Source organism: Streptomyces sp. NPDC054975, from assembly GCF_053609105.1.
The window spans coordinates 1-25848 of the sequence record NZ_JBSGWV010000072.1; the positions used below are offsets into that span (position 1 = coordinate 1).

A 25848-nucleotide genomic window follows, 5' to 3' on the forward strand; every position below is an offset into this window, starting at 1 on the left:
CGGAACGGCCGCACCAGAAGGGGGTTGGTGCGGCCGTTCCGTGCGGCCCGGGTGCTGTCCTAGGCCTGGTCGAGCATGCCCTTGCGCAGCCGTTCCAGGTTGCGGGAGAGCAGGCGCGAGACGTGCATCTGCGAGATTCCGAGCTCCTTGCCGATCTCCGACTGCGTCCGCTCCTCGACGAAGCGCAGATGCAGGATCAGGCGGCTGCGGTCGTCGAGTTCGTCGAGCAGCGGGGCGAGCGTATGGAAGTCCTCGAAGAGCTCGAGCGCCGGGTCCTCCACTCCGATGAAGTCGGCGAGAGCGGCGTCGTTGTCCTCACCGTCCGATCCGACGGCGGCGTCGAGCGACGTGGAGTTGTACCCGTTGGACGCGATCCGCGCCTCGATGACCTCGTCCTCCGAGAGGTTCATCAGGGTCGCCAGCTCCGCGACGCTCGGCGCGCGGCCGAGGCGGGTGCTCAGTTCCTCGGTTGCCTTGGCCAGCTCGACCCTGGCCTCCTGCAGACGGCGCGGTACGTGGACGGCCCAGGAGGTGTCACGGAAGAAGCGCTTGATCTCGCCGACGATGTAGGGGACGGCGAAGCTGGTGAACTCCACCTGCCGGGAAAGGTCGAAGCGGTCGATGGCCTTGATCAGCCCGATGGTGCCGACCTGCACGATGTCTTCCATCTCGTCGCCGCGCGCCCGGAACCGCCCGGCCGCGTAGCGCACGAGTGACATGTTCATCTCGATCAGGGTGTTACGTGCGTACTGGTACTCATGGGTCCCCTCCTCCAGTACCGCCAGTTTGTCGAAGAACACCTTCGACAGCTGACGCGCGTCCTTCGGAGCGACCTTGCGGGGAGACTCAAGGACGGGAAGGGCCTCCGCCTCGCCCGTCTCGACGTCGGTCCTCGTCTTCGTCGTCACCTCAGTCGGCACTCTGATGACCTTCTCTCGTCCGTCGGGTGCTGGTGCTGTTACCCCCGTGCGGGACTCGCTTACCCCGAGTTCCGCGAGGCATGTCAGGAAATCCACCTCGGAAATATTGGCGTCAGGAGAGGGCGAGGCGGGCGCGGACGCGCTTGCCCGACCGCCTCGGTTCCACGCTCACGCTCTCGCAGACAGCCATGACGATCTCGACACCGTGCTGTCCGATGCGCTCGGGATCGTGGGGCCGGGGCACGGGCGAGGCGTCGAGCCGGTCGAACACCGAGATGTCCAACACGCCTTCGAACAGTTCGAGCAGCACTCTGCAGGGGCCCGGCGCGTGCCGTACCGCGTTGGTCACCAGTTCACTGACCACCAGGCGCGCCATGTCGACGCGCTCCTGGGAGACCACCGCGCCGCCGACGGCCGGTGCGGCGGTCAGGAAGTCGGCGGTGAAGTCGCGCGCCGAGGCGATCACGCTCTCCCCCGTGTCGGCGCTGTCGTAGACCGCGCTCGCGGACAGTGACGGTCGACACACCGGGCTTCTCCCGGCGATCACCTCGCCCATCCTTCTCCCTCTCTCGCGGGCCGGCCGTTCTCCACGCCCTGCTGGACGCCCTGTTCGTCCCGTTTCCCCTGTACGCCCTTCTCATACCGCCCATCCCCGAGAATCATGGGCGCGGCCTCTCGAGAAGAGGGGACGCGGCCGGTTGGGGCGCGGTTGCGCACAGGTGTCCTACCCCTCCTCGTGCACCCCATCCGTCCGCCGCATCGTACGGTCCTCTCCCCATGGAGAGGAATGCGGTCCCCGTGGGGCCCTGTCTACCGGAAAGATATGGTTGCCGTCCCACTGTCGAGCGCCGTTCCACCGAATCCGTACCGCCTTCTGGAGAGATGTAGATGACCGGCGCGTCGCGAGACCGAAGCCCGCGGCCCCGGACACCTGAGGAGGGTCAGTAGCCATGGAGACGGACCCCGACCTGTCCGAGCGGGAGCCGCGAGAGACGACGGAGGCAGCTCGGGAGCTCATCGAGCTCCTGGAGGTGATGTGGGAGCGCGGCCGGGACATGGTGTCGCCTGCGCCCGTGTCGGCCTCTCAGCTGCGCGTGCTCTACAGCCTGGACCGCGAGGAGGGGATCAACCTCCGCACCCTGGGCGAGGTGCTCGGCTCGGCTCCGCCGTCGGTGAGCCGGATGTGCGACCGGCTGGAGGCGCTGGGGTTCGTCCAGCGCCTGCCCAGCCCGGTGAGCCGCCGCGAGCTCGAGCTGCACCTGACCGTCCGGGGCAAGGCGTATCTACGGGAGCTGCGGGACAAGCGCGAGAAGGCCCTGCTGGCCGTCGTCGCCGCCATGACGCCGACGACCCGGAAGGCGCTGCTGCGCGGGCTGACCGGTTTCCAGGACGCGTTGGAGAAGCAGAACCCCACGCCGCACCGCGTCACCCCGCTGGGGAACGCCCGGTCCGCCTGACCGCCGCGCGCCGCGACCGCCGTCCGGTCACGCGCCACCCGCTTCGCGTGCCGGCACTAGCCGGCCTGGCCGGCGGCCGTCAGGGCCTCCGCCACGTTCGCGTGCAGGGGCGTCATCACCGTCAGGCCGGTGATCTCCAGGATGCGCCGTACGGCCGGGGTCGGGGCCACGAGATGGAGGTCCCCCTGGGCCTCGCGGGCGTCACGTGCCGCCCGGATCAGGACGTTCAGACCGGACGAGTCCATGAAGGACAGGCCCGAGAGGTCCAGGACGAGGTGGCGGCGGCCGTGCAGGAACTGGTTGGCCAGGTGGTGGTGGAGCATCGTGGCGGTCTCCATGTCGAGCTCGCCGCCCACGGACAGCACCGCCGTGGCGTCGTCGCGGATCTCCACCTCGACGTCCAGGTTCGGGTTCGACTCGGGCATGAGGGCCTCATTTCGGGGTGGGGGGAAGGTGTTCCGTACGGTTCGGGGCATGATCAGCCGACCCGTACGCCGATCAGGCAGGTGTCGTCGTCCGTGTCGGACTTGCTCTGCGTCAGCAGGGTGTCGAGCCGGCTTTCGAGGGTGGCGGCGGGAAGCTGGGCCGTGGTGAGGAACTGGGCCAGGGAGTCGTGGACGGCGGTGTCCCGCCGCTCGACCAGACCGTCGGTGTACATCAGGACCGTGTCCTGCTGTTCGAGCTGGACCTCCGCCTCCTCGTACTCGGCCTCGGCGAGGGCCCCGAGCAGCAGCCCGCCGAGCATCGGCAGCGTGGTGGCCTCCGTGCCGCGCACGAGCACCGGGGGCAGGTGCCCGGCCCGGGCCCAGCGCAGGGTGCGGCTCTCCGGGTCGAAGATGCCGCAGACCGCGGTGGCGGTGACGCGCTCGGTGAGGTGGTACGCCACGATGTTCAGCCAGGAGAGCAGTTGCGCGGGGCCCGCTCCGGTGACGGCGAGTCCGCGCATGGCGTTGCGCAGGACGACCATTCCGGTGGCGGCGTCTATCCCGTGGCCCGCGACGTCCCCGACGCAGAGCAGTACCTTCTTGGACGGCAGCACGACGGCGTCGTACCAGTCGCCCCCGACCAGGGACTCCGTCTCGGCGGGCCGGTAGCGCACCGCGACCTGCAGCCCCGGCGCGTCGAGCGGGCCGTTCGTGGGGGGCATGATGGCGTGCTGGAGCTGGAGGGTCAGGCGGTTGCGTTCCGCCGACTCCTGTTCGGTGACGGCGAGTTGGTCGCGCGTGGCGGCCAGGGCGACCTCCGTCCAGTGCTGCGAGGAGATGTCCTGGTAGGCGCCACGGACGGCCAGGAGACGGCCGTCGGCCCCGAGGACGGGTTCGGCGATCACCCGCATGTGCCGGGTCACGCCGTTCGGGCGCAGCAGACGGAAGGCGGTCGAGGTCGCCCTCCGGTGGCCCAGCACGGCCTGCAGGAAGCGGCCGATGGCGACCGCGTCGTCCGGGTGGGCGTGGGCGGCCAGGTCCCGCAGGGACACCGGGGCGTCGGTGGGCTGTCGGCCGTACAGGTCGAAGAGCTGGCCGTTCCAGGTGATCTCGCCCGTCAGGACGTTCTCCTCGAAGCCGCCGATGCGGCCGAGGCGCTGAGCGTGCTGCAGCAGGTTCGCCAGTCGGGCGGCCTCGTCCTCGATGCGCCAGATGAGCAGGACCCCGCCGCCGTGCCGACTGATGCTGAGGTCGGCGGTGGACGCGAGCGCCACCTGGTCCACGAGCGCGGTCAGCGGCGCGCGGTGGGCCCGGTAGGGCTCGCCGGTGGCGTAGACGCGCTCGATCCGGTCGAAGAGTTCGCCGTCGGCGGCCGCCGTGGGGTACGCCTCCAGGAGCAGGGAGCCGTCGACGGCGCTGCGGGGCCGCCCCGCCGGGTCCTGGAAGCGGTCGTTGGCGTGACGGATACGGAAGTCGCGGAGCCGGCCGTCCCCGTCGACGTCGGGGGTGAGGACGAGGGCGGGGTCGTAGAGCCCGTCGGAGAGGTCCACGAGTTCGGCGACGCCCGGCGGCTCCAGCGGCGGTGTCGGCGTCGGGTCGGCGGCGAGGTGGTCGATGGTGTGGGCGCACAGTTCCGCGAGGGCCTCGATCTGGCGCTCCACCACCTGGGGTTGGGGGTCCAGCGGCTGGGGCCAGCAGATCTCCAGGACGCCGTGGATCCGCCCGCCGGTTCCGGCGGGCACCGCCACTCGGCCGCCGTCGGGATTCCGGGCGTGTCCGATGGAAGGGATTCCGGTGGCCCCGAGCGAGGAGAACCACACGGTGCGGCGCTCGGTGAGCGCCTGCCGCGCGACGGTGGCCACGCCCGGCGGTACGTAGCGCCAGCGCACGGGCTCGTCGGTGCCGAAGCCCGCGTGGCCGCGCAGGGTGAGCGAGGCGTCGGAGCCCGCGGTCCAGACGGCGACGGCCGTTGCCCCCAGCGGCGCGAGGGCGTGTGCCAGGAGGGACTCGGCCACCGCCTGGGTGTCGCCGGCGTTCAGCGCGCCGCTCTCGGCCGTGCGCAGCCGCACGCCGACCGACGGCTCGTCGCCGTGGTCCGTGTCCGGCTCGCCCATGGCGCGCCGGACGAAGTCGTCCGTGACCTCGGCGACCTGGTCGTGGGCCGCCTGGTTGATGATGTCGGCGGCCAACTCCAGCGGCGAGAGCCCCGTCTGGGCGCCGAGTTCGTCGAGCTGCCGGGCCGCCTGCGCCGGGCCGCACTTCAGCCGTTCGACCATGATGCCCTTGGCGACTTCGATGAGGGCGCGTCCGTCGGCCGCGGCGTGGGCGGCCCGTACCTCCGCGCGGAGCCGTTCCACCATCGCGGCCAGCCGGCCGAGGCTCGCGTCGTCCGCGGACGGGAGGTTCTCGCCTGCGTGGTCGGCGAAGGGCGTGGCGGTCCCGGAGACATCGCCGTACGGGGCGTCGCCCGTCGCGCTCCGGGGCACCGGAACCGTGTCCGTCCCCGCGCCGGGACCTCCGACGGCGTCTCCGCCGCGGTCGGGGGGAGCAGTCATGGTGTGGGCTCCTCGGAAGGGACGGCCTGGGGCCGGGAAACGGATACCAGCAGGTGAGAGGCGGGTACGGAAGCGTTGGGGGACGGGTCCGCCACGGCCCGCGGCAGGGCCGGGGGTGTGCGGACAGGGTCCGCCGGACTCGACCTAGGCGTCATGGAGCCAGCGGCGGATGCAGGAGATGAGGTCGTCGGCGTCGACGGGCTTGGTGACGTAGTCGCTGGCGCCCGAGGCCAGACTCTTCTCGCGGTCTCCCGGCATGGCCTTCGCCGTCACCGCGACGATCGGCAGTCCGGCGTGGGCGGGCATCTGCCGGATGGCGGCTGTGGCGGTGTAGCCGTCCATCTCCGGCATCATGACGTCCATCAGGATCAGGTCGATCTCCGGGTGCGCGGTGAGGACTTCGATGCCCTTGCGGCCGTCCTCGGCGTGCAGGACCTCGATGCCGTGGAGCTCCAGGATGCCGCTGAGGGCATAGAGGTTGCGGGCGTCGTCGTCGACGACGAGCACCGTACGGCCGTGCAGGGCGGCGTCGACGGTGTGCGGGGCCGGCTGGCGCTGCTCTCCGCGGAGGAGCGGCACGACGTCGCCCGGCTGGTCGGCGAGCAGGTGCAGGGCGATCCGTTCACGGAGTTCGTCGAGGCTGGACAGCAGCTCCAGGGGTCGCTGCCGGGCTCGCGCCTGCAGGGTGCGTTCGCGTTCGGCGGCGAGCCTGCGGTTGTTGTGGGCCAGGACGGGGACGGTCCGCAGCGCGGCGTCTCCGTCCATCGCGTCGAGGAAGTTCAGGGCCTCGTTGTCGGCCATGTCGAGTTCGAGCACGACGCAGTGGAACGGCTGGGTGGCCAGGGCCGTCGCGGCCTCCTGCGGTCCCACGGCCGCGATCACCTCGATGCCCGTCCGGTCCGTGAGGTCCCTGCTCTCGGTCAGTTCCGCCACGGCGTTCTCCGCGACCAGCGAGAGCAGTCCGCCGGAGCGCTCCTCCATCACCAGCAGGCGCCTGGGCTGACGGGCCTGCGGGGCGGCCGGCAGGGCCGGACGCGAGGGGCCGGCGCTCTCGGTCTTCTCCCCTGGTTCTCCCTGGGCGGTGGCCCTGGCCTCGACCGCGGTCTGCGGCTGGAAGTCCGGCCGCGCGACGGGCAGGTAGAGGGTGAAGGTGCTGCCCTTGTCCGGCTCGCTGTCGGCCGTCAGCGCGCCACCCAGGAGGTAGGCGATCTCACGGCTGATGGACAGGCCCAGGCCTGTACCGCCGTACTTGCGGTTGGTCGTCCCGTCCGCCTGCTGGAAGGCACCGAAGATGGCCTCCAGGTGCTGCGGGGCGATGCCGATGCCGGTGTCCTTGACCCGGAAGGCCACGACGGCGCCGCCGCGGTGCACCGTGTCGGGCAGTTCGTCGTCGGCGGCCGGCTCGATGCTGAGCTCCACGCTGCCGCGTTCGGTGAACTTGACGGCGTTGGAGAGGAGGTTGCGCAGGACCTGCCGCAGCCGGGTGTCGTCGGTGACCAGGTCGACCGGCACACCGGGCGCGGTGGAGATGGTGAATTCGAGGTTCTTCTGCGAGGTGAGCGGCTGGAACGTCGCTTCGACGTAGTCGAGGAGCTGACGCAACGCGACGCGCTCCGGGTTCAGGTCCATCTTCCCGGCCTCCACCTTCGACAGGTCGAGGATGTCGTTGATCAGCTGGAGCAGGTCGGAACCGGCCGAGTGGATGATGCCCGCGTACTCGACCTGCTTCGCGGTGAGGTTCCGGGTCGGGTTCTGGGCGAGCAACTGGGCCAGGATCAGCAGGCTGTTGAGCGGCGTGCGCAGTTCGTGACTCATGTTGGCCAGGAACTCCGACTTGTACTTCGACGCGAGGGACAGCTGCTGGGCACGGTCCTCCAGCTCCTGCCGGGCCTGCTCGATCTCCAGGTTCTTCGCCTCGATGTCGCGGTTCTGCGCCGCCAACAGGGCCGCTTTGTCCTCCAGTTCGGCGTTGGAGCGCTGGAGTTCGTCCTGCTGCACCTGCAGCTCCTCGGAGCGCACACGAAGCTCGTCGGCCAGCCGCTGCGACTCGCCCAGCAACTCGTCGGTCCGGGCGTTGGCGACGATGGTGCTGACGTTGACGCCCAGCGTCTCCATGAGCTGCGCAAGGAAGTCCCGGTGCACGGAGGTGAACGGCGTGAAGGACAGGAGCTCGATCGCGCCGAGTACCTGGTCCTCGACGACGATGGGCAGCACGATCAGACTGCCGCGCGTGGTCTGACCGAGTCCGGAGGAGATGGACACGTAGTCACCGGGTACGTCGTCGGTGGCGATGACGCGGCGGCTTCGGGCGGCCTGTCCCACGAGGGACTCGCCCAGGCGGAACCGGCGGGCCTCCGAGCTGCCGGCGGGGCGGCCGTAGGAGCCGACGAGCCCCAGTTCGAGGCCGTCGGAGCCCTCCTCCGCCAGGTAGAAGGCGCCGTACTGGGCGCGTACGAGGGGCGTGAGCTCGTCCATGACGAGTTCGGCGACGACGGCCAGGTCCCGGTGGCCCTGCATCAGCGCGGAGATCCGGGCGAGGCTGGACTTCAGCCAGTCCTGCTCCTGGTTGGCCCGCGTGGTCTCACGGAGCGAACCGACCATCGAGTTGATGTTGTCCTTGAGTTCGGCGACCTCACCGGAGGCGTCGACGGTGATGGAGCGGGTCAGGTCGCCCTCCGCGACCGCGCTGGCGACCTCGGCGATGGCGCGGACCTGCTGGGTGAGGTTCCCCGCAAGCTCGTTGACGTTCTCCGTGAGCCGCTTCCAGGTCCCGGAGACGCCTTCGACCTCCGCCTGACCGCCGAGCCGGCCCTCGCTGCCGACCTCCCGGGCCACGCGGGTGACCTCGGCGGCGAACGAGGACAGCTGGTCGACCATCGTGTTGATGGTCGTCTTCAGCTCCAGGATCTCGCCCCGGGCGTCGACATCGATCTTCCTGGACAGGTCACCCTTGGCCACGGCGGTCGTCACCTGGGCGATGTTGCGGACCTGCCCGGTGAGGTTGTTGGCCATGGAGTTGACGTTGTCCGTCAGGTCCTTCCACGTACCGGCCACGTTCGGCACGCGCGCCTGGCCGCCGAGCCGGCCCTCGGTGCCGACCTCGCGGGCGACGCGGGTCACCTCGTCGGCGAAGGCCGACAGGGTGTCCACCATGGTGTTGATGGTGTCGGCGAGCGCGGCGACCTCGCCCTTGGCCTCCACGGTGATCCTGCGCGACAGATCGCCCCGGGCCACGGCGGTGGCCACCTGCGCGATGGAACGCACCTGCCCGGTGAGGTTGGACGCCATCACGTTGACGTTGTCGGTGAGGTCCTTCCAGGTGCCCGACGCTCCGCGCACGGTGGCCTGACCGCCGAGGTTCCCTTCGGTGCCGACCTCCCGGGCGACCCGGGTGACCTCGTCGGCGAAGGCCGACAGCTGGTCGACCATCGTGTTGATGGTCTCCTTCAGCTCCCGGATCTCGCCCCGGGCGTCCACGCTCACCTTCTGGGAGAGGTCTCCCTGAGCCACGGCGGTGGCGACCTGCGCGATGGAGCGGACCTGGGCGGTGAGGTTCCCGGCCATGGAGTTGACGGAGTCCGTCAGGTCACGCCATGTGCCGGAGACTCCCTTGACGTCCGCCTGGCCGCCGAGGATGCCCTCCGTACCGACGTCACGGGCCATCCTGGTGACCTCGTCGGCGAAGGACGAGAGCTGGTCGACCATCGTGTTGATGGTGTTCTTGAGCTCCAGGATCTCGCCGCGCGCGTCCACGTCGATCTTCTGTGAGAGGTCTCCCTTGGCCACGGCGGTGGCGACGTGGGCGATGTCACGGACCTGCGTGGTGAGGTTGCCGGCCATCGCGTTCACGGAATCGGTCAGGTCGGCCCAGGTGCCCGAGACGCCGGGCACCACCGCCTGCCCGCCCAGGGTGCCCTCCGTACCGACCTCGCGGGAGACGCGGGTCACTTCGGAGGTGAAGAGGGAGAGCTGGTCGACCATGCCGTTGAAGACGGCGGAGATCTCGCCCAGCAACCCGTTGGCGTCGTCCGGCAGTCGCGTGCCGAAGTCACCGTCCCGCACCGCGGTGAGGCCTGCGAGCAGCTGCCGCAGTTCCGGCTCCCCCACGGCGGCCGGCCCGGACCGCCGTGCCGCGGAGGCGTTGTCGATCGTTGTCTCGGACATGATCCATCCTCGTTGGCTTCACCGGCACCCGCGGAGGGGGCTGCGCCCAGCATCATGCCCTTCGCAAGGACACCGCCCCCCGTACGACTCCGGCACAGGACTGTTGCCGTGCGGCAACGAAGACGAGCCTACCCTCCCGTGATCGACTGGAGGGAGACGGTGGCGCGAAGCCGCCCGTCGGGGAAGCGGCCGGTCAGGGAAGCGCGGCGCCTCGGGCGGAGACCCACAGGGCGTACCACTCGTCGTGGCTCAGGTCGGGCTCGCTCATGGCCGCGTCCCGGCACGCGCGGATGCGCGAGGGGTTCGACGTGCCGATGACGGGGGTGATGCGGGCGGGGTGGCGCCTCAGCCACCAGAGCACGATCGTCTCCGGTGTGGTGCCCTTCGCCTCGGCGAGCGAGGCCACGAGCGCGGCCGTGGCCGCCTCCTGCTCGGTCCCCTGCGCCCCGGTGAAGCGCCCCTGGGCGAGCGCGCCCCACGCCTGAAGCTCGATGCCGTGGGTCAGGCAGTGCTCGACGGTGCCGGCGGGGAACCCGTTGACGGCGGACTCGGGGGTGTTGACGAGGACGCCGTCCTCCAGCCAGGCGCGCTTGTGCAGGCTCATCTCCAGCTGGTTGGCGACGAGCGGCAGGTCCAGGTGGGCCTGGAGCCGGGCGATCTGCGCGGAGTTCATGTTCGAGACGCCGAAACGGCGGACGAGGCCCTGCCGGTGGAGCGTGGTCAGGGCGTCGGCGATGTCCGCGGGGTCCGCCAGCGGGTCGGGGCGGTGCAGAAGGAGGGTGTCGAGGCTGTCGGTGCGCAGCCGCTCCAGACTCTCCTCCACCCTGCGGACGAGGGAGGAGCCCCGCAGGTCGTACAGGCCTGGCCGGTCGCCGTCGGCCAGGCGGATGCCGCACTTGGACTGGAGGGTGATCCGCTCGCGCAGTCCGGCCGAACGGGCAAGGATCTCACCGAAGACGGCTTCCGACTTTCCGCGCCGGTAGATGTCGGCGTGGTCGAAGGCGGTGATGCCGCTGTCGAGGGCCGCCTCGACGGCGGCCTGCGCCGCGTCGATGTCGGCGGCGGTGTGGGAGGTCGCGTCCCAGCCACCCCCCAGGCCCATGCAGCCGAAGAGGAGACGGTGTTCGGTCTTCTGAGGCGTGGTCACGGCATCACGATCGCACACCGACGACGGACGCGAGGGCCAGGGCCGGGGCGAGCGCGGAGGTGACGGCTCGCCGGGCGTCGGCCACGTGAGCGTCGTCGCGAGCGGCCACCGCTTCGACGAAACCTGCCGGAGTCAGCTACGACAGGCTCGGCCACAGCCGCTCCTTTCGCTCCCCCGGGTGGTCCCGCCCGACGGGCACCGACGTGATGGACCGTCCACCCTCCCTCACCGCCCGTAGTCAGCTTGTCATTTGGCACACCGCAACACTTGCCGTTTGACAAACGACGATCCAGGAAACAGTCTTGCTCAGCTCAGACACGCGTTGACCTGCGGACGGGCCCGTCCGCCCCGAGCACCTCGCCCGGGGTGCCGCACCCCATAGTCCGAACAGGTGGTAACCGCACGGTGGAAAGACTCACGGCCGTGGAACGAGCTCTGCGCGCAGCCGCGCCCCATGCTCTCCTCGAAGCGGTCCAGCAGACACTCACCGCTTACTACGCCGCCGAATCCGTCGACCTGCTCATGGCCGACTACGCGATGACCATACTGCAGCCCGTCAGCGCCCTGCCCTACACCGCCGAGCCGATCCCCGTTCACACCAGTGCGCCCGGCAGGGCCTTCGGCGCGCAGGAACCGTACGTGGAGACCGACAGACGCACCGGCGCCCTCACCGCGCACCTCCCCATCAGCGTGCGGGGCGACCGCATCGGCATCCTCAGCGTCAGCCTTCCTGCCGACGCCTACGATCCGGCCACCGCCCGAGAGCTCGAGGACATCGCGGAAGTCCTCGGTTACGCAATCGTGGTCGCCGAGCGGGACACCGACCTCTACCTGCAGGCCCGCCGCGCGGACCGCCTCACCCTCGCCGCCGAGATGCAATGGCAGTTGCTGCCCGGCCGCTCCTTGTCCCGGCCCGAGTACGACCTCGGGGCGCAGCTCGAACCGGCCTACGCCATCTACGGGGACAACTTCGACTGGTCGACCTCGGCCCACCACCTCACCCTCACGGTGACCAACGGCATGGGCGAGGGTATCGAGGCAACCCTCCTCACCAACCTCGCCGTCAACGCCCTCCGCAACGCCCGTCGCGCCGGCCTGTCCCTCTCCGACCAGGCGTACCTGGCCGACCAGGCCATCTACGGTCACTACCACGGAGCCGCCCACCTGTCCGTACTGCTCCTGCGCTTCGACCTCGCCACCGGAGAGACCGAGATCATCGACGCCGGCTCCCCGATGATGTGGCGCTTGAGGCAGGGAAGGGCGGAGCCGATCGACCTCGAAGCACAGCTCCCTCTCGGCATGTTCGAGGACACCATGTACAGCGCGCAGCGCTTCCAGGTGGAGCCCGGGGACCGCCTGCTCTTCCTCAGTGACGGCGTGTACAACGTGGCCTCCCCGGCCGGCGAGCGCTACAGCGAGCGAGCCTTGATCCGCGCGATGACCAGCACCCGGCTCCTCCCACCCTCGCAAGTACCCCGCGCCGTACTCCAGGAGCTCTCCGGCCACCGCGGCCCCATCGACGCCGACGACGACGCCATGGTGGTCTGCCTCGACTGGCACGGCCGCCCGGACGAGGCGGCCCCGGCCCGGTCGTAGACCTCCTCGGCCACGGCGGCCGGCCGGTACTCCTAGGTCGCCCGCCCGGCCTCAGGCCGCCGCCCGCACGACCGGGTCCGTCGCGTGTGCATGGCAGGCCGAGAGCAGGGAAGACGCGGCGTGCGAGAACGTCCCGTGCCGGCGTCACGCCATGTCCGACACCTGGAGGGAGACCCACGATGGTCCAGGTGACCGCCGACGTACTCGGCGCTCCCTGCTGGCTGAGTCTGATGGCCCGCGACCTGCGCGCCGCCGAGGAGTTCTACGGGGCCGTACTCGGCTGGACCTTCCGCCGGGGCGGTCTCGGGCGGGCGTTCTCCGTCGCCGAGCTGGACGGCGTACCCGTGGCCGGCATCGGCGCCCTCGCCGGTGAGCTGGCCGTGCCGGTCGCGTGGACCGCGTACTTCGCCGTGGCCGACGCCGACGCGGCCGTCGCGCGGATCCGGGAACGCGGCGCGACCGTCGGTGTCGGGCCCGTCTCCTACCCGCCGAGGGGGCGGGCCGCCCTCGCCGCCGACCTCGACGGAGCGACCTTCGGCATCTGGGAGGGCCGCGTGCTCTCCGAGTGGCGGGTGGGCGACGGCGAGGCACCGGCCTGGCTGGAGCTGCAGACCCGGAACGCCTTCGACGCCGCCGTCTTCTACGGCGAGGTCCTGGAGTGGGCGACGGGGAGCGAGAACTGCTGCGAGGTCTCGTACGAGGAGGACCAGGTCGTGCTGCGTCACGGCGGAGAGCCGGTCGCCCGGCTGAACAGCGGCCCGGTCGAGCAGGCCGCCGCGAAGCCGCAGCTGCGTCCCCGATGGCTCGTCCACTTCAAGGTCCCCGCGCTGGAATCCGCGAGAGCCGCTGTGGTCGAACACGGCGGCACCGTCATCGAGGACAGCCTCTGGCCCCATGCCGAACACCAGGTGACCGTCCGGGACCCGGACGGCGGACTCTTCACCCTCGACCAGTCACCGACCCTCTGACCACAGCACCGAGGGCGGACAGGAAGCAGGAGGCGACCATGCCGGCCTTCCGGACACGACCCCTGGCTCCGACGGCGCCGTCAGCGCCCGCCACGCCACCGACGTCGTCCGCGGCGCCGTCCCCGCCCACGGAACCCGCCGTCTCACCCGTGAGTTCGCACAACGAGTGGGACCCGCTGGAGGAAGTCGTCGTGGGACGCCTCGAAGGTGCCACCATCCCCTCCGGCCACCCGGTCGTGACCTGCAACATCCCGCCCTGGGCGGCACGGCTGCAAGGGCTCGCCGCCGGCCGTTCGTACCCGCGGAGGCTGATCGAGCCCGCACAGCAGGAACTCGACGAGTTCATCGCCCTCCTGCGCTCCCTCGGCATCACCGTCAGACGCCCGGACCCGGCCGACCACAAGCGCCGCTTCGGCACCCCCGACTGGTCCTCACGCGGCTTCGGCACCACCTGCCCCCGCGACAGCCTGCTCGTGATCGGCGACGAGATCATCGAGACCCCGATGGCCTGGCCGTGCCGGTACTTCGAGACCTACCCCTACCGCAGCCTCGTCAAGGACTACTTCCGCCGCGGCGCCCGCTGGACGGCCGCGCCGAAACCGCAGCTCACCGACGAGCTCTACGACCCGGACTTCACGGTCCCCCGGCCGGACGAGCCCATGCGCTACATCCTCACCGACCACGAGCCGGTGTTCGACGCGGCCGATTTCGTGCGCGCGGGCCGCGACCTCTTCGTGACGCGGAGCAACGTCACGAACCGCATGGGCATCGAGTGGCTCCGCCGCCACCTCGGGTCCGGCTACCGCATCCACGAGATCGAGAGCCGCTGCCGTACGCCCATGCACATCGACACGACGTTCCTGCCGCTGGGGCCCGGCAAGGTGCTGGTCAACCCCGAGTACGTCGACGTCGACCGCCTGCCTGACGTGCTGCGTACGTGGGAGGTCCTGGTCGCCCCGGAACCGGACCCGCTCGACGAGCGGCTGCTGGAGCTCACCTCGATCTGCGGCAAGTGGCTCAGCATGAACGTCCTCATGCTCGACGAGAAACACGTGGTCACGGAGCGGCACCACACCGGCATGCTGCGCGCGCTCGAACGATGGGGGTTCGAGCCCGTCCCCTGCAACCTGCTGCATTACGCGCCGTTCGGCGGCTCGTTCCACTGCGCGACGCTCGACATCCGCCGCCGCGGCCCGCTCCAGACCTACGTCCCCTGAGTCTCCGCCCGGATGACGGGTTCCGGAGCCGGTACGGGGCCGGGCAGAGGGCCGGGGTGCGGGTGGGGGTCCGGTCGCGGGGCGGGGGGCGGCTCGGGATCGGGTCCGGGCTGGGGAGGCGCCGGCGGGGTCGGGTCGGGCCCACCGGGCGCGGGGACGGGGCCTGGCACCGGGCCGGGCTGCGGGCCAGGGCCTGGGCCCGGCGCCGGAGTGGGGCTCGGGGGTACCGGGTCGTTGGGTGGAGTACCCATGGCGGCCCCGGTGGCTGTGCCTGCGACTGTGCCTTCGGCCGTACCCAAGGGTGTGCCGGTGACTGTACCCATGGCCGTTCCCTCCCTGGTGTCTGCGGGCTCTCGGCCCGCGCCTACCCGGGCGCCGCCCGCTGACACCGCCCCTGTGGGGGCTCAGACGGGGTGGGCGGTTCCAGGAGACGGCGGGGTGGCGGTCGTGGAGCGGTGGTGCCGGCGCCACGAGCTGGGGACGTCGGCGGGCCCTCGGTGGACGATGCGGAAGCGGTGGCTCTCCCGCGCGAGCTCCCTGCCCTCGGCGTCGAGGAACCGGCCCGTCACCTCGTACGTTCCGCAACCCCGCCCGATGGGCAGCCGCTCGGCGGGCAGCTGGATCTCGTACGGTCCCCCGGGCCGGAACCCGCCGAGGACGTTACGGGCGGTAGCGATCACCTGTCCCTCGTGTGACCGTTCCTCCACGAACGTCAGCCCGTCGACCTCCTCGCCGGTCAGGAAGGACAGGGCGACGCCGATCACCGCCCCCTCCGGCAGCTCGACGGCTTCCCGCCCTTCCGAGCTCAGCGGCACGGCGATCCGGCCGAACTCGTCCGACACCAAGGCCACGCCCATCAGTTGGAAGACCGTCATATCGGACTCACGCCCTCTCTCGCAGGCGTACGTCGGGGGACGGCCTCCCGTCGGTCGTCGTTCCCCGTATGCACGCCCGTGGAATCCACCGTACGCCCTGATGCCGGTCACGCCCCGTGACTCTGTCGCCACCCGGCGAAGGAAGCCGTGACGCCCCTGCGCATACCGGTCGGCGCCACGGGCAGGCGCTCACCGGAGGGGGAGTCGGTCACGTACGGAGGCAGGAGGCAACAAGGATGAGCGTGGCGCACAGGATCCGGGCGGGCCGTCGCACCGTCGAGGTCAGCCGACCGGAGAAGGTGCTCTTCGCCGAGGAGGGCATCACCAAGGCCGATCTCGCCACGTACCACCGCGCCGTCGCCCGGCGGATGCTGCCGCACCTGCGGGGCCACCCGCTGATGCTGGAGCGCCATCCTGACGGCATCGGCGACTCGGGGTTCATGCAGAAGGACATTCCCGAGCACTTCCCGGACTGGGTGCACCGCGCCGAACTGCCCAAGGAGGGCGGCACGGTCACCTACGTGGTGTGCGAGGACACCGCCACGCTGGTTCTCCTCGCCGACCAGGGCTGCATCACCCTGCACCGATGGCTCTCCCGGGCGGACCGGCCCGATCATCCGGACCGGCTTGTCTTCGATCTCGACCCCCCGCACGACGGCCCCGACGACGGCCCTGACAGCGGTTTCGCCCGCGTCCGCGAGGCCGCGCGGTGGCTCCGAGGCCTCCTCGACGACCTGGGGCTCCCGTCCCTGGCGATGACCACCGGCTCACGGGGCCTGCACGTGCTCGTGCCGCTGGACCGGCGCGCGCCCTTCGACGACGTACGCGCCTTCGCGGCCGACGTCGCCACCGTCCTCGCCGACCGACACCCGGACCGGCTCACGACGGCGGCGCGCAAGAAGGCGCGCGGGGGGCGCCTCTACCTCGACATCCAGCGCAACGCCTACGGTCAGACCGCCGTCGCGCCCTACTCGGTACGGGCCCTCCCCGGCGCGCCCGTCGCGGCCCCGATCTCCTGGGACGATCTCGACGACCCGGAGCTCGACGCCCGCCGGTTCACCGTCGCCGACGCGGACCGGCTCCTCAAGGAGAACCCCTGGAGCCCCGCGCCCCGGCCGCACTCGCTCGACGCGGCGGCGGACCGCCTGCGCCGCGCCACGGCCCGCGGGAGCACGTCATGACAGCGAAGCAGTCGCTGGCGGAGTACCACCGTCGCCGTGACTTCTCCAGGACCGCCGAGCCGAAGGGCCGTACCGGCGCTGCCGCCGATACGTCCGACGAGCGACCCTGCTTCGTCGTCCAGATCCATGACGCGACCGCGCTGCACTTCGACTTCCGCCTCGAGGTGGACGGCGTACTGAAGTCGTGGGCGGTTCCGAAGGGGCCGTCCACCGACCCGCACGACAAGCGGCTGGCGATGCCGACCGAGGACCATCCGCTGGAGTACCGGGAGTTCGAGGGAGTGATCGAGGCGGGCGAGTACGGCGCGGGGGCCGTGATCGTCTGGGACGAGGGCACCTTTCGCAACCTCTCCACCGACCGCCATGACCGGCCGATCCCGTTCGCCGACGCCTTGGAGAGCGGCCACGCCTCGTTCTGGCTGGACGGCCACAAGCTGCACGGCGGCTACGCCCTCACCCGCATCCGCACCGGCCGTGACGGGGAACGCGAGGCGTGGCTGCTGGTCAAGCACGCCGACGGACGCGCCTCCGCCCACGGCACTCCCGACCCCTGGCGCGCACGCTCCGCGCGCAGCGGCCGCACGCTCAGGCAGGTCGCCCGGCGATGACCCGCCCGCGAGAGCCCCCGCGACGCGAGCCCCGGCAAGGAGAGCGACGTGACGAAGGAGCGTCCGATGGACACCGACCGGATGATCGAAGAGCTGCTGCGCGAGCACGGACGGACCTATGCCGACGAAGCCGGCATCACCCTCCACGACAAGCCTTCCCCCCTGTACCAACTTCTCGTCCTCACCGTCCTGTGCTCGATCCGGATCAAGGCGGAGACGGCCACGGCCGCGGCCAGGGAACTCTTCGCGGCAGGACTACGAACACCCCAGGCGCTGGTCCACTCCACCTGGCAGGAGCGTGTGGACGCCCTCGGACGGGCCCACTACGTCCGGTACGACGAGAGCACCGCGACCGCGCTCGGTGACGGCGCGCAGCTGCTGTTGGACCGCTTCCACGGCGACCTGCGCAAGCTTCGGGAGCAGGCGGCGGGCGACACGGGCCGGCTGCGCGAGCTGCTCCAGGAAGTGCCCAGGATCGGGCCGGTGGGCGCGGACATCTTCTGCCGGGAGGTCCAGGCGGTGTGGCCGGAGCTGCGCCCGTACTTCGACGAACGCTCCCTCGCGGCCGCCGCCGACCTCGGACTCCCCCGCACCCCGGCCGGCCTCGCCCGGCACGTCCCGCCGGAGGAACTGGCCCGACTGGCCGCCGCGCTCGTACGCGTCAGCCTGTCCAAGAACGCGGCGGAGGAGCTGCGGGCGGCCGCCTGAGCCGGCTCCGCGGGCCACGAGGAAGAAGACGGCGAGCAGGCCGTCCGCTCCCCATCTCGTAGAGCGAGACGTACTCGTCCGGCATATGAAATCCCTCTTGGGGTGCTCGTCGGCTTCTGCCACGATCCCTATCAACCAGGTAGGAGAACTAGGGATCCGGGAAGGAGTGGACGACGTGCGCTTGCGAACGTCCGACCGCGTGGTCCACGTACCGCCCCTGCTGACCTCCCGTCGCCACATCGACCTCGGCCGTCACTCCAGCGCCATCTGTCTCGCCGCCTGAGGCCCAGTCCGCAACCGCCGCGGAATTTCGCCTGCCAGAGGACCAGTGCCCCGGGCCCCGGGCCCCGGGCTCCCGCCTCGCCGTCGCACTCGTACGTACGCGCCTTCCTGCCCACCCTGCTTCGAGGAGGACACCTCCGTGTCTGCCGCAAGACCGCTCACCACCCTGCGTCACGTCGCCGTCATCGCGGCGCTTCCCCTTCTGCTCGCTTCGTGCGGCTACGGCTCCGAGTCCACGACCGACGAGAAGAAGGTGGCCGCCGAGGGCGCGAAGCTCTCCGCCGACACGGTCCGGATCGGCTACTTCCCGAACCTGACCCACGCCACCGCCCTGGTGGGCGACCAGGAGGGCATCCTCCAGAAGGAGCTCGGCGGCACGCAGTTGAAGGTCGCGACCTTCAACGCCGGCCCCTCCGAGATCGAGGCACTCAACGCCGACTCGATCGACATCGGGTTCATCGGCCCCTCCCCCGCGATCAACGGCTACGCCAAGTCCAAGGGCAAGAACCTGCGGATCATCGCCGGTTCGGCCTCCGGCGGCGTGAAGCTCGTGGTCAACCCGGCCAAGATCAAGACCCTCGACGACGTCAAGGGCAAGCGGATCGCGACCCCGCAACACGGCAACACCCAGGACGTCGCCTTCCTCAACTGGATCTCGGAAAAGGGCTGGAAGGTCGACCCCCAGAGCGGCAAGGGCGACGTCTCCGTCCTCCGCACGGACAACAAGGTCACCCCCGACGCCTACAAGACCGGCGCCATCGACGGCGCCTGGGTCCCCGAGCCCACCGCCTCCAAGCTGGTCAGCGAAGGCGCCAAGGTCCTCCTCGACGAGTCCACCCTCTGGCCCGACAACAAGTTCGTCATCACGAACATCATCGTGTCCCAGAAGTTCCTGGGCGAGCACCCCGACGTCGTCGAGGCCGTCCTCCGCGGCTCGCTGAAGACGAACCAGTGGATCAACACCAACCCCGACAAGGCCAAGGCATCCGCCAACGCCAAGCTCAAGGAACTCACCGGCAAGCCGCTGGGCGCCAAGGTCATCGACGCCGCCTGGCCGTCCATCCAGTTCACCGACGACCCGCTCGCCTCGACCCTCCAGGCCCAGGCCGATCACGCGGTCAAGGCCGGCCTCCTCAAGCAGCCCGACCTGAACGGCATCTACGACCTGAGGCCTCTGAACAAGATCCTCAAGGGGGCCGGCAAGCCCGAGATCAGCGACGCCGGCCTCGGCGCCAAGTAGGGGAAAGCGGGGCACCCCGTCGGCACGAGCCGGCGGGGTGACCGGCGTGAGCTGGGAGAGGCGCCGCCCCTTGCCGGGAGAGGCCACGCCACGTAACGACCTCGTCCGTTTCTCCAGGGGGGTCGCATGAGCGATGGAGGGTCCCACAGACTTGTTGCAGATGCCAGCGCGACCGCTCTAACGTGGCGCACATGCAGTCCTACACCATCGGCCAGGCAGCCCGGCTGCTCGGCGTCAGCCCCGACACCGCGCGGCGCTGGGCCGACGCCGGCCGCGTCGCGACCCATCGCGACGAGAGCGGCCGCCGACTGATCGACGGCCGCGACCTGGCCGCCTTCTCCGTGGAGCTCGCCCAGAACGACGGCGAGGACGACGCGTCCTACACCTCGGCGCGCAACGCCTTCCCCGGCATCGTCACGGCGATCAAGCTCGGTGACATCGCGGCCCAGGTCGACATCCAGGCGGGCCCGCACCGGCTCGTCTCGCTGCTCACCCGCGAGGCCGTGGAGGAACTGGGACTGGAAGTCGGCATGCAGGCCACCGCCCGCGTGAAATCGACCAGCGTGCACATCGACCGCACCTGACCGCCGAACCTCACGCACGCTCCGAGCGGCGGCGTCCGTCACCGGCGCGGCTCGTCTTCAAGACGACGGGTCCCGAACCCGCAGGAACCACCGATGAAACGAACCACCGCCCCTCGCGCGCCCCTCACGCTGGCCGTCCCGGCCCTGGTTGCCGTGGCGTTCCTGCTGCTGCCACTGCTCGGCATCCTCGTACGGACCCAGTGGGGCGAGCTCGCCGATCACCTCGGCTCGCCCGGCACCGTCGAGGCCCTGCGGCTCTCCTTGATCGTGTCGTTCTGGTCGCTCGGCCTCTCCCTGCTCCTGGGCGTGCCGCTGGCCTGGCTCCTCGCGCGCGTTCCCTTTCCCGGCAAGGCGGTCGTCCGCTCGCTCGTCCTGCTGCCGATGGTGCTGCCGCCCACGGTCGGCGGGGTGGCGCTGCTTCTCGCGTTCGGCCGCCGCGGGCTGCTCGGCCCCTGGCTGGAGAACACCTTCGGCATCACCCTCCCCTTCCACACCTCGGGCGCGGTCCTCGCCGCGACCTTCGTCGCGATGCCGTTCCTCGTCATCAGCCTGGAAGGGGCGCTGGCCGGGCTGCGGCCCCGGTACGAGGAGACGGCGGCCTCGCTCGGCGCGTCCGCGGTACGGGTGTTCTTCACCGTCACCCTGCCGATGGTGGCGCCCGGGCTGATCGCCGGCGCGGCCCTGACCTGGGCGCGGGCACTGGGCGAGTTCGGCGCCACGATCACCTTCGCGGGGAACCTGCCCGGCACCACGCAGACACTGCCGCTCCAGGTGTACCTGCTCCTCCAGGACGAGCCGGCGGCGGCGACCTCGGTCTCCCTGCTGCTGCTCGCCATCGCGATGGCGGTGCTGATCGCGCTCCGGGGCCGCTGGACGGGCACCCCGTCCGACCGCCCGCGCCGAAGCGCGGCCCCCGCGGACGAGCCCGCGACGGACGTGCCGCCGCCCCCGGTCGACGTACCCCCACCGGCCGCGCCCGCAGAGCAGTGGTCGCTCCAGGCCGAGGTCACCGGCTTCACCCGGCTCTCCCTTGACGCCGCCCCCGGCACGACGATCGCCGTCGTGGGCCCCAACGGCGCCGGGAAGACCACCCTGCTGCGCGCGCTCCTCGGCCTCACGCCGCGCGCCCACGCGGTGCTCCGCCTCGGTGACGTCGACGTCACCGACCTTCCGCCGCACCGCCGGCACGTGGCGTGGGTGCCGCAGGACGGCGCCCTTTTCCCGCACATGACCGCCCTCGCGAACACCGCGTACGGTCAGCGCGTCCAGGGAGTCCCCCGGGCCGAGGCCCGGCGCGCCGCCCAGCTGTGGCTCGACCGCCTCGGCGTGGGCCACCTCGCCCACCGCCGCCCGGCCCAGCTCTCCGGCGGCCAGGCCCAGCGCGTGGCACTGGCCCGGGCGCTCGCGGCCCGGCCGCGCCTGCTGGTGCTGGACGAGCCGCTCGCCGCCCTCGACCAGACCACTCGGGCCCATGTCCGCCACACCCTGCGCACCCACCTCCAGGACTTCGGCGGCGTCTGCCTGATCGTCACCCACGACCCCGTGGAGGCCGTCTCCCTCGCCGACCGCGTACTCGTCCTCGACGAGGGGCGCGCGCTCCAGGACGACACCCCTGCCGAGGTCACCCGTCACCCGCGCTCCCCCTGGGTCGCCCGGATGCTCGGCCGCAACGCCTGGCCCGGCACCGCCACCCCCGACGGCCTCGCGCTGACCGGTGGCGGCACCCTCGTCGTCGCGGACCCGCTCCCGGTGGGCACCGAGGCCCTCGCGGTCATCGCCCCCGAGGCCGTCTCCCTGCACCGCGAGAGGCCCACGGGAAGCCCTCGCAACGTCTGGCCCGGCACCGTACGGGAGATCACCACGAGCGGCAGCCGCCTGCGCGTCCTCGTCACCTCCGACCGCACCCCCGACCTGGTGGCCGAGATCACGCCCCAGGCCGCGGCCGACCTCGGCCTGGCCGACGGCAGCCCCGTCTGGACCAGCGTGAAGGCGACGGAGGCGACCGTCGTGCCCCTCTGAGGACCGGGCCACTGGCGCCTATGGCACTGAGTGTGTTTTGCTGAGGGTACTCAGTGCCACAAGCCTTAGGGGAGCTCACGATCATGAGCAAGGACTTCGACCTGTATCGCCTGTCGGAGGAGCACGAGATGCTCCGGGAGACGGTCCGCGCGCTGGCGGAGGCGAAGATCACGCCGTTCGCGGCTGCGGTCGACGAGGAGGCCCGCTTCCCGCGGGAGGCGCTGGAGGCGCTGGTCGCGGCCGACCTGCACGCCGTGCACGTCCCGGAGACGTACGGGGGCGCGGGCGCAGACGCGCTGGCGACGGTGATCGTGATCGAGGAGGTCGCCCGCGCGTGCGGTTCGTCCTCGCTGATCCCTGCGGTGAACAAGCTCGGCTCGCTCCCCGTGATCCTCTCGGGCTCGGAGGAGCTGAAGAAGACCTACCTCGGCCCGCTCGCGCGCGGTGAGGCGATGTTCTCGTACTGCCTGTCGGAGCCGGACGCCGGTTCGGACGCGGCCGGGATGAAGACCCGCGCGGTCCGCGACGGCGACTTCTGGGTGCTCAACGGCGTGAAGCGGTGGATCACCAACGCCGGCGAGTCGGAGTTCTACACGGTGATGGCCGTCACCGACCCCGAGAAGCGCTCCAAGGGCATCTCCGCGTTCGTGGTCGAGAAGGGCGACGAGGGCGTCTCCTTCGGCGCGCCGGAGAAGAAGCTCGGCATCAAGGGCTCCCCGACCCGTGAGGTCTACCTCGACAACGTCCGCATCCCCGCGAGCCGCATGATCGGGGCGGAGGGCACCGGGTTCGCCACGGCGATGAAGACCCTGGACCACACCCGCATCACCATCGCCGCGCAGGCCCTCGGCATCGCGCAGGGCGCCCTCGACTACGCCCAGGGCTACGTCAAGGAGCGCAAGCAGTTCGGCAAGCCGATCGCCGACTTCCAGGGCGTGCAGTTCATGCTCGCCGACATGGCCATGAAGCTGGAGGCCGCCCGCCAGCTCACCTACGCCGCCGCCGCCAAGTCCGAGCGGGTGGACGGCGACCTGACGTTCTTCGGCGCGGCCGCGAAGTGCTTCGCCTCCGACGTCGCGATGGAGGTCACCACCGACGCCGTCCAGCTCCTCGGCGGCTACGGCTACACCCGTGACTACCCCGTCGAGCGCATGATGCGCGACGCCAAGATCACCCAGATCTACGAAGGCACCAATCAGGTCCAGCGCATCGTCATGGCCCGCAACCTCCCGTAACCCACCACCAGTTGAAAGGAGCCAGGCCGTGACCCTGAGGATCGCTGTCTGTGTGAAGTACGTACCCGACGCGACCGGCGACCGTGGCTTCGCGGACGACCTGACCGTCGACCGCGACGAGGTCGACGGCCTGCTCTCGGAGCTGGACGAGTACGCCGTCGAGCAGGCGCTGCGGATCTCCGAGGAGTCCGACGACGCCGAGGTCACCGTCGTCACCGTCGGCCCCGACGACGCCAAGGACGCGCTGCGCAAGGCGCTGTCGATGGGCGCCGACAAGGCCGTCCACGTCAACGACGAGGACATCCACGGCAGCGACGTGATCGGCACCTCCGCCGTCCTCGCCAAGGCCCTGGAGAAGACCGGTTTCGACCTGGTCATCTGCGGCATGGCGTCGACCGACGGCACGATGGGCGTCCTCCCGGCGCTCCTCGCCGAGCGGCTGAGCCTCCCCCAGGTCACCCTTCTCTCCGAGGTCTCGGTGGAGGGCACCCTGGTCAAGGGCCGTCGGGACGGCGACGCCGCCACCGAGCTGGTCGAGGCCCCGCTGCCGGCCGTCGTCTCGGTCACCGACCAGTCCGGCGAGGCCCGTTACCCCTCCTTCAAGGGGATCATGGCCGCCAAGAAGAAGCCGGTCGAGGAGCTGGACCTGGACGACCTCGGCATCGACGCCGACGAGGTCGGTCTCGCCGGGTCCTGGACCCTGGTCGAGTCGGCCGCGGCGCGCCCGGCCCGCACCCAGGGCACGATCGTCACCGACGAGGGCGACGGCGGCAAGCAGCTCGCCGCGTTCCTGTCCACCCAGAAGTTCATCTGACCCACCGTCACTACCGTTCAGGAGCAAGGAATCATGGCTGAGATCCTGGTTCTCGTGGACCACGCCGACGGTGCGGTCCGCAAGCCGGCCCTCGAACTGCTCACGCTGGCCCGCCGGATCGGCGAGCCGACGGCCGTCGTGCTCGGCGCCGGCGAGGCCGCCGCGTCGATCGCCGCCACCGCCGGGGAGTACGGCGCGGCCACCGTGTACGTCGCGGACGGCGCCGAGTTCACCGAGCAGCTCGTCGTGCCGAAGGTCGACGCGCTGACGCAGATCGCGAAGGACAAGGGCGCCGCCGCCGTCCTGGTGACGTCCTCGGGCGAGGGCAAGGAGATCGCCGCGCGCGTCGCGCTGCGCCTCGGCTCGGGTCTGATCACCGACGCCGTGGAGCTGGAGGCCGGTGACGAGGGCCCGGTCGCGACCCAGTCCGTCTTCGCCGCCTCGTACTCGGTGAAGTCGCGGGTCTCGCACGGTGTGCCGGTCATCACCGTCAAGCCCAACTCCGCCGCCCCGGAGGCCGCCCCGGCCGCCGGTACGGTCGAGAACGTCACCGTCGCCTTCACCGGCAACGCCGCCACGGTCGTCTCGCGCACGCCGCGCGTCTCCACCGGCCGCCCCGAGCTGACCGAGTCCGCGATCGTGGTCTCCGGCGGTCGCGGTGTCGGCGCGGCCGAGGGCTTCGCGGTCGTCGAGAAGCTCGCCGACTCCCTCGGCGCGGCGGTCGGTGCCTCGCGTGCCGCCGTCGACGCCGGCTGGTACCCGCACTCCAACCAGGTGGGCCAGACGGGCAAGCAGGTCTCGCCCCAGCTGTACATCGCGGCGGGCATCTCCGGCGCGATCCAGCACCGGGCGGGCATGCAGACCTCGAAGACGATCGTGGCCGTCAACAAGGACGCGGAGGCCCCGATCTTCGATCTGGTGGACTACGGCGTGGTCGGCGACCTCTTCGAGGTCCTGCCGCAGCTGACGGACGAGATCGGCGCGCGCTAGCGGTCGGACGAACAAGAAACCGGCCCGGTGGCACTCTGTGCCACCGGGCCGGTTTCGTCTGTGCGCTCCGCACCCTGTGCGCTCCGCCCCGCCGGATCAGATCCAGCCGTCGAGGGGGACCTCCTCGCAGAGCCGCACGACCGGCTCGTGCCCCGGGACGGCGGTCCGGGAGGAGAGCCGGACGCGGACGCCGGGGCGTACGGCGTGGGGCGGTCCGTCGACCCTGCACCGGACGACGAAGCCCTCGGCCATGTGCACCGGCCACAGGTCGCTGTCGGCGGCGGTGACCCCGCGGCGTACGGAGATCACGCCCTCGCCCTCGCTGCGTTCGGGTGCGAGGTCGGTCGACCCACAGGTCGGACAGAGCAGGCGCTGGAAGGTCGTGGTGTGACACCAGCGGCAGAGCTGGTAGTAGAGCTCGGCGTCGGCGGCCGATTCCTCGGTCCGGACGGCGGTGCTTCCGTTCCTCAGTCCCATGGACGCGGTGTGGAACACGATGCGTTCTCCTTGCACTCGGCGGCTCAACCGTGCATGGAGCAAACATATGGCACTGAGTGCCATCAAATAAAGACCTGAGTTCCCTCAATTGACGATACTGAGACCCCCGCGAGACCTCGGGAGCCTCTCAGTTGTCGCCGAGGCTCGACTCCACCTCGCGCACCACGCGCCACATCGGCGTGGACCGCTTGGTGATCACCACGACGACGTCCTCGGCGTCCTCGCCCGGACCGCCGGCCCGCGGGCCCTCGCCCTCCTCGCCGCTCCAGGTGGCGCGGACGAAGTCCAGGGCCCGGTCCACCTCGGCCAGCGGATCGCCCTCGCCGCCGGAGCGCAGCCAGTGCCGCAGCGCGTGGTTGTGCGCC

The 25848-nt window shown here is 71.1% G+C and carries 22 protein-coding genes and 1 pseudogene; 14 read left to right on the top strand and 9 right to left on the bottom strand.

The features are described 5' to 3' along the window. Positions 1-59: 59 nt before the first annotated feature. Together ACWF79_RS32705 and ACWF79_RS32710 are read right to left on the bottom strand one after the other, a co-directional pair. Positions 60-920 carry an RNA polymerase sigma factor SigF gene (locus ACWF79_RS32705; RefSeq protein ID WP_453731814.1) on the bottom strand — a complete coding sequence of 287 codons (861 nt, stop codon included), beginning with the start codon at positions 918-920 and terminating at the stop codon, positions 60-62. 112 nt (positions 921-1032) lie between these two features. After that, the gene (locus tag ACWF79_RS32710) at positions 1033-1446 is read right to left on the bottom strand and encodes an ATP-binding protein (RefSeq protein WP_453731815.1); all 414 of its coding nucleotides are present in this window, start codon (positions 1444-1446) and stop codon (positions 1033-1035) included. Between the two features lie 424 nt (positions 1447-1870). Here ACWF79_RS32710 and ACWF79_RS32715 point away from each other — a divergent pair, with 424 nt between their 5' ends. Further along, positions 1871-2377, top strand: a complete 507-nt coding sequence (locus tag ACWF79_RS32715) for a MarR family winged helix-turn-helix transcriptional regulator (RefSeq protein ID WP_453731816.1) — start codon at positions 1871-1873, stop codon at positions 2375-2377. Between the two features lie 56 nt (positions 2378-2433). Here ACWF79_RS32715 and ACWF79_RS32720 read toward each other — a convergent pair whose 3' ends face one another. The 4 genes from ACWF79_RS32720 to ACWF79_RS32735 all read right to left on the bottom strand — a co-directional run bounded on the left by ACWF79_RS32720 (position 2434) and on the right by ACWF79_RS32735 (position 10668). Beyond that, positions 2434-2802 (bottom strand): STAS domain-containing protein, encoded by a 369-nt coding sequence (locus ACWF79_RS32720; protein ID WP_453731817.1) that lies wholly within the window; start codon positions 2800-2802, stop codon positions 2434-2436. 53 nt (positions 2803-2855) lie between these two features. Then, a complete protein-coding gene (locus ACWF79_RS32725) occupies positions 2856-5357 on the bottom strand; it encodes a SpoIIE family protein phosphatase (protein WP_453731818.1) in 2502 nt (833 codons plus the stop codon). A 144-nt stretch (positions 5358-5501) separates the two neighbouring features. Next, positions 5502-9521, bottom strand: coding sequence for a HAMP domain-containing protein (locus ACWF79_RS32730; protein ID WP_453731819.1), 4020 nt, complete (start codon positions 9519-9521; stop codon positions 5502-5504). Between the two features lie 193 nt (positions 9522-9714). After that, on the bottom strand, positions 9715-10668 hold the full coding sequence (locus ACWF79_RS32735) for an aldo/keto reductase (RefSeq protein WP_453731820.1): 954 nt from the start codon (positions 10666-10668) through the stop codon (positions 9715-9717). A gap of 405 nt (positions 10669-11073) precedes the next feature. Between ACWF79_RS32735 and ACWF79_RS32740 the strand changes: the two genes are divergently transcribed. From ACWF79_RS32740 to ACWF79_RS32750, 3 genes are all read left to right on the top strand, one after another. Further along, positions 11074-12264 carry a PP2C family protein-serine/threonine phosphatase gene (locus tag ACWF79_RS32740; protein ID WP_453731821.1) on the top strand — a complete coding sequence of 397 codons (1191 nt, stop codon included), beginning with the start codon at positions 11074-11076 and terminating at the stop codon, positions 12262-12264. 179 nt (positions 12265-12443) lie between these two features. Continuing rightward, entirely contained in the window at positions 12444-13232 is a 789-nt protein-coding gene (locus ACWF79_RS32745) for a VOC family protein (RefSeq protein ID WP_453731822.1), read from the top strand. 38 nt (positions 13233-13270) lie between these two features. Continuing rightward, on the top strand, positions 13271-14449 hold the full coding sequence (locus tag ACWF79_RS32750) for an amidinotransferase (RefSeq protein WP_453731823.1): 1179 nt from the start codon (positions 13271-13273) through the stop codon (positions 14447-14449). A gap of 404 nt (positions 14450-14853) precedes the next feature. On the opposite strand, the gene ACWF79_RS32755 is transcribed toward ACWF79_RS32750, so the two are convergent. Continuing rightward, positions 14854-15324, bottom strand: coding sequence for a hypothetical protein (locus tag ACWF79_RS32755; protein WP_453731824.1), 471 nt, complete (start codon positions 15322-15324; stop codon positions 14854-14856). Positions 15325-15560: 236 nt separating this feature from the next. Here ACWF79_RS32755 and ligD point away from each other — a divergent pair, with 236 nt between their 5' ends. From ligD to ACWF79_RS32805, 10 genes are all read left to right on the top strand, one after another. Beyond that, positions 15561-16505: a non-homologous end-joining DNA ligase gene (gene ligD / locus ACWF79_RS32760; RefSeq protein ID WP_453731825.1), complete on the top strand. Its 945-nt coding sequence runs from the start codon at positions 15561-15563 to the stop codon at positions 16503-16505. Beyond that, positions 16502-17113: a DNA polymerase ligase N-terminal domain-containing protein gene (locus tag ACWF79_RS32765; protein WP_453731826.1), complete on the top strand. Its 612-nt coding sequence runs from the start codon at positions 16502-16504 to the stop codon at positions 17111-17113. The genes ligD and ACWF79_RS32765 overlap by 4 nt, the downstream gene beginning before the upstream one ends. Positions 17114-17179: 66 nt before the next feature. Further along, positions 17180-17821 (top strand): endonuclease, encoded by a 642-nt coding sequence (locus ACWF79_RS32770; protein WP_453731835.1) that lies wholly within the window; start codon positions 17180-17182, stop codon positions 17819-17821. Between the two features lie 175 nt (positions 17822-17996). After that, positions 17997-18104, top strand: coding sequence for a putative leader peptide (locus tag ACWF79_RS32775; RefSeq protein WP_453731827.1), 108 nt, complete (start codon positions 17997-17999; stop codon positions 18102-18104). A 138-nt stretch (positions 18105-18242) separates the two neighbouring features. Further along, positions 18243-19343, top strand: a complete 1101-nt coding sequence (locus ACWF79_RS32780) for an aliphatic sulfonate ABC transporter substrate-binding protein (RefSeq protein WP_453731828.1) — start codon at positions 18243-18245, stop codon at positions 19341-19343. Between the two features lie 191 nt (positions 19344-19534). Then, positions 19535-19927 carry a TOBE domain-containing protein gene (locus ACWF79_RS32785; protein WP_453731829.1) on the top strand — a complete coding sequence of 131 codons (393 nt, stop codon included), beginning with the start codon at positions 19535-19537 and terminating at the stop codon, positions 19925-19927. Between the two features lie 93 nt (positions 19928-20020). After that, on the top strand, positions 20021-21946 hold the full coding sequence (locus ACWF79_RS32790) for an ABC transporter permease (RefSeq protein WP_453731830.1): 1926 nt from the start codon (positions 20021-20023) through the stop codon (positions 21944-21946). 83 nt (positions 21947-22029) lie between these two features. After that, positions 22030-23181: an acyl-CoA dehydrogenase family protein gene (locus tag ACWF79_RS32795; protein ID WP_453731831.1), complete on the top strand. Its 1152-nt coding sequence runs from the start codon at positions 22030-22032 to the stop codon at positions 23179-23181. A gap of 28 nt (positions 23182-23209) precedes the next feature. Continuing rightward, on the top strand, positions 23210-23995 hold the full coding sequence (locus tag ACWF79_RS32800) for an electron transfer flavoprotein subunit beta/FixA family protein (RefSeq protein ID WP_453731832.1): 786 nt from the start codon (positions 23210-23212) through the stop codon (positions 23993-23995). Between the two features lie 33 nt (positions 23996-24028). Beyond that, positions 24029-24985: an electron transfer flavoprotein subunit alpha/FixB family protein gene (locus tag ACWF79_RS32805; RefSeq protein WP_453731833.1), complete on the top strand. Its 957-nt coding sequence runs from the start codon at positions 24029-24031 to the stop codon at positions 24983-24985. Between the two features lie 96 nt (positions 24986-25081). On the opposite strand, the gene ACWF79_RS32810 is transcribed toward ACWF79_RS32805, so the two are convergent. Continuing rightward, entirely contained in the window at positions 25082-25480 is a 399-nt protein-coding gene (locus ACWF79_RS32810; protein ID WP_453731834.1) for a Zn-ribbon domain-containing OB-fold protein, read from the bottom strand. A gap of 130 nt (positions 25481-25610) precedes the next feature. After that, positions 25611-25848: pseudogene (locus ACWF79_RS32815) on the bottom strand (TetR family transcriptional regulator); the annotation flags it as partial.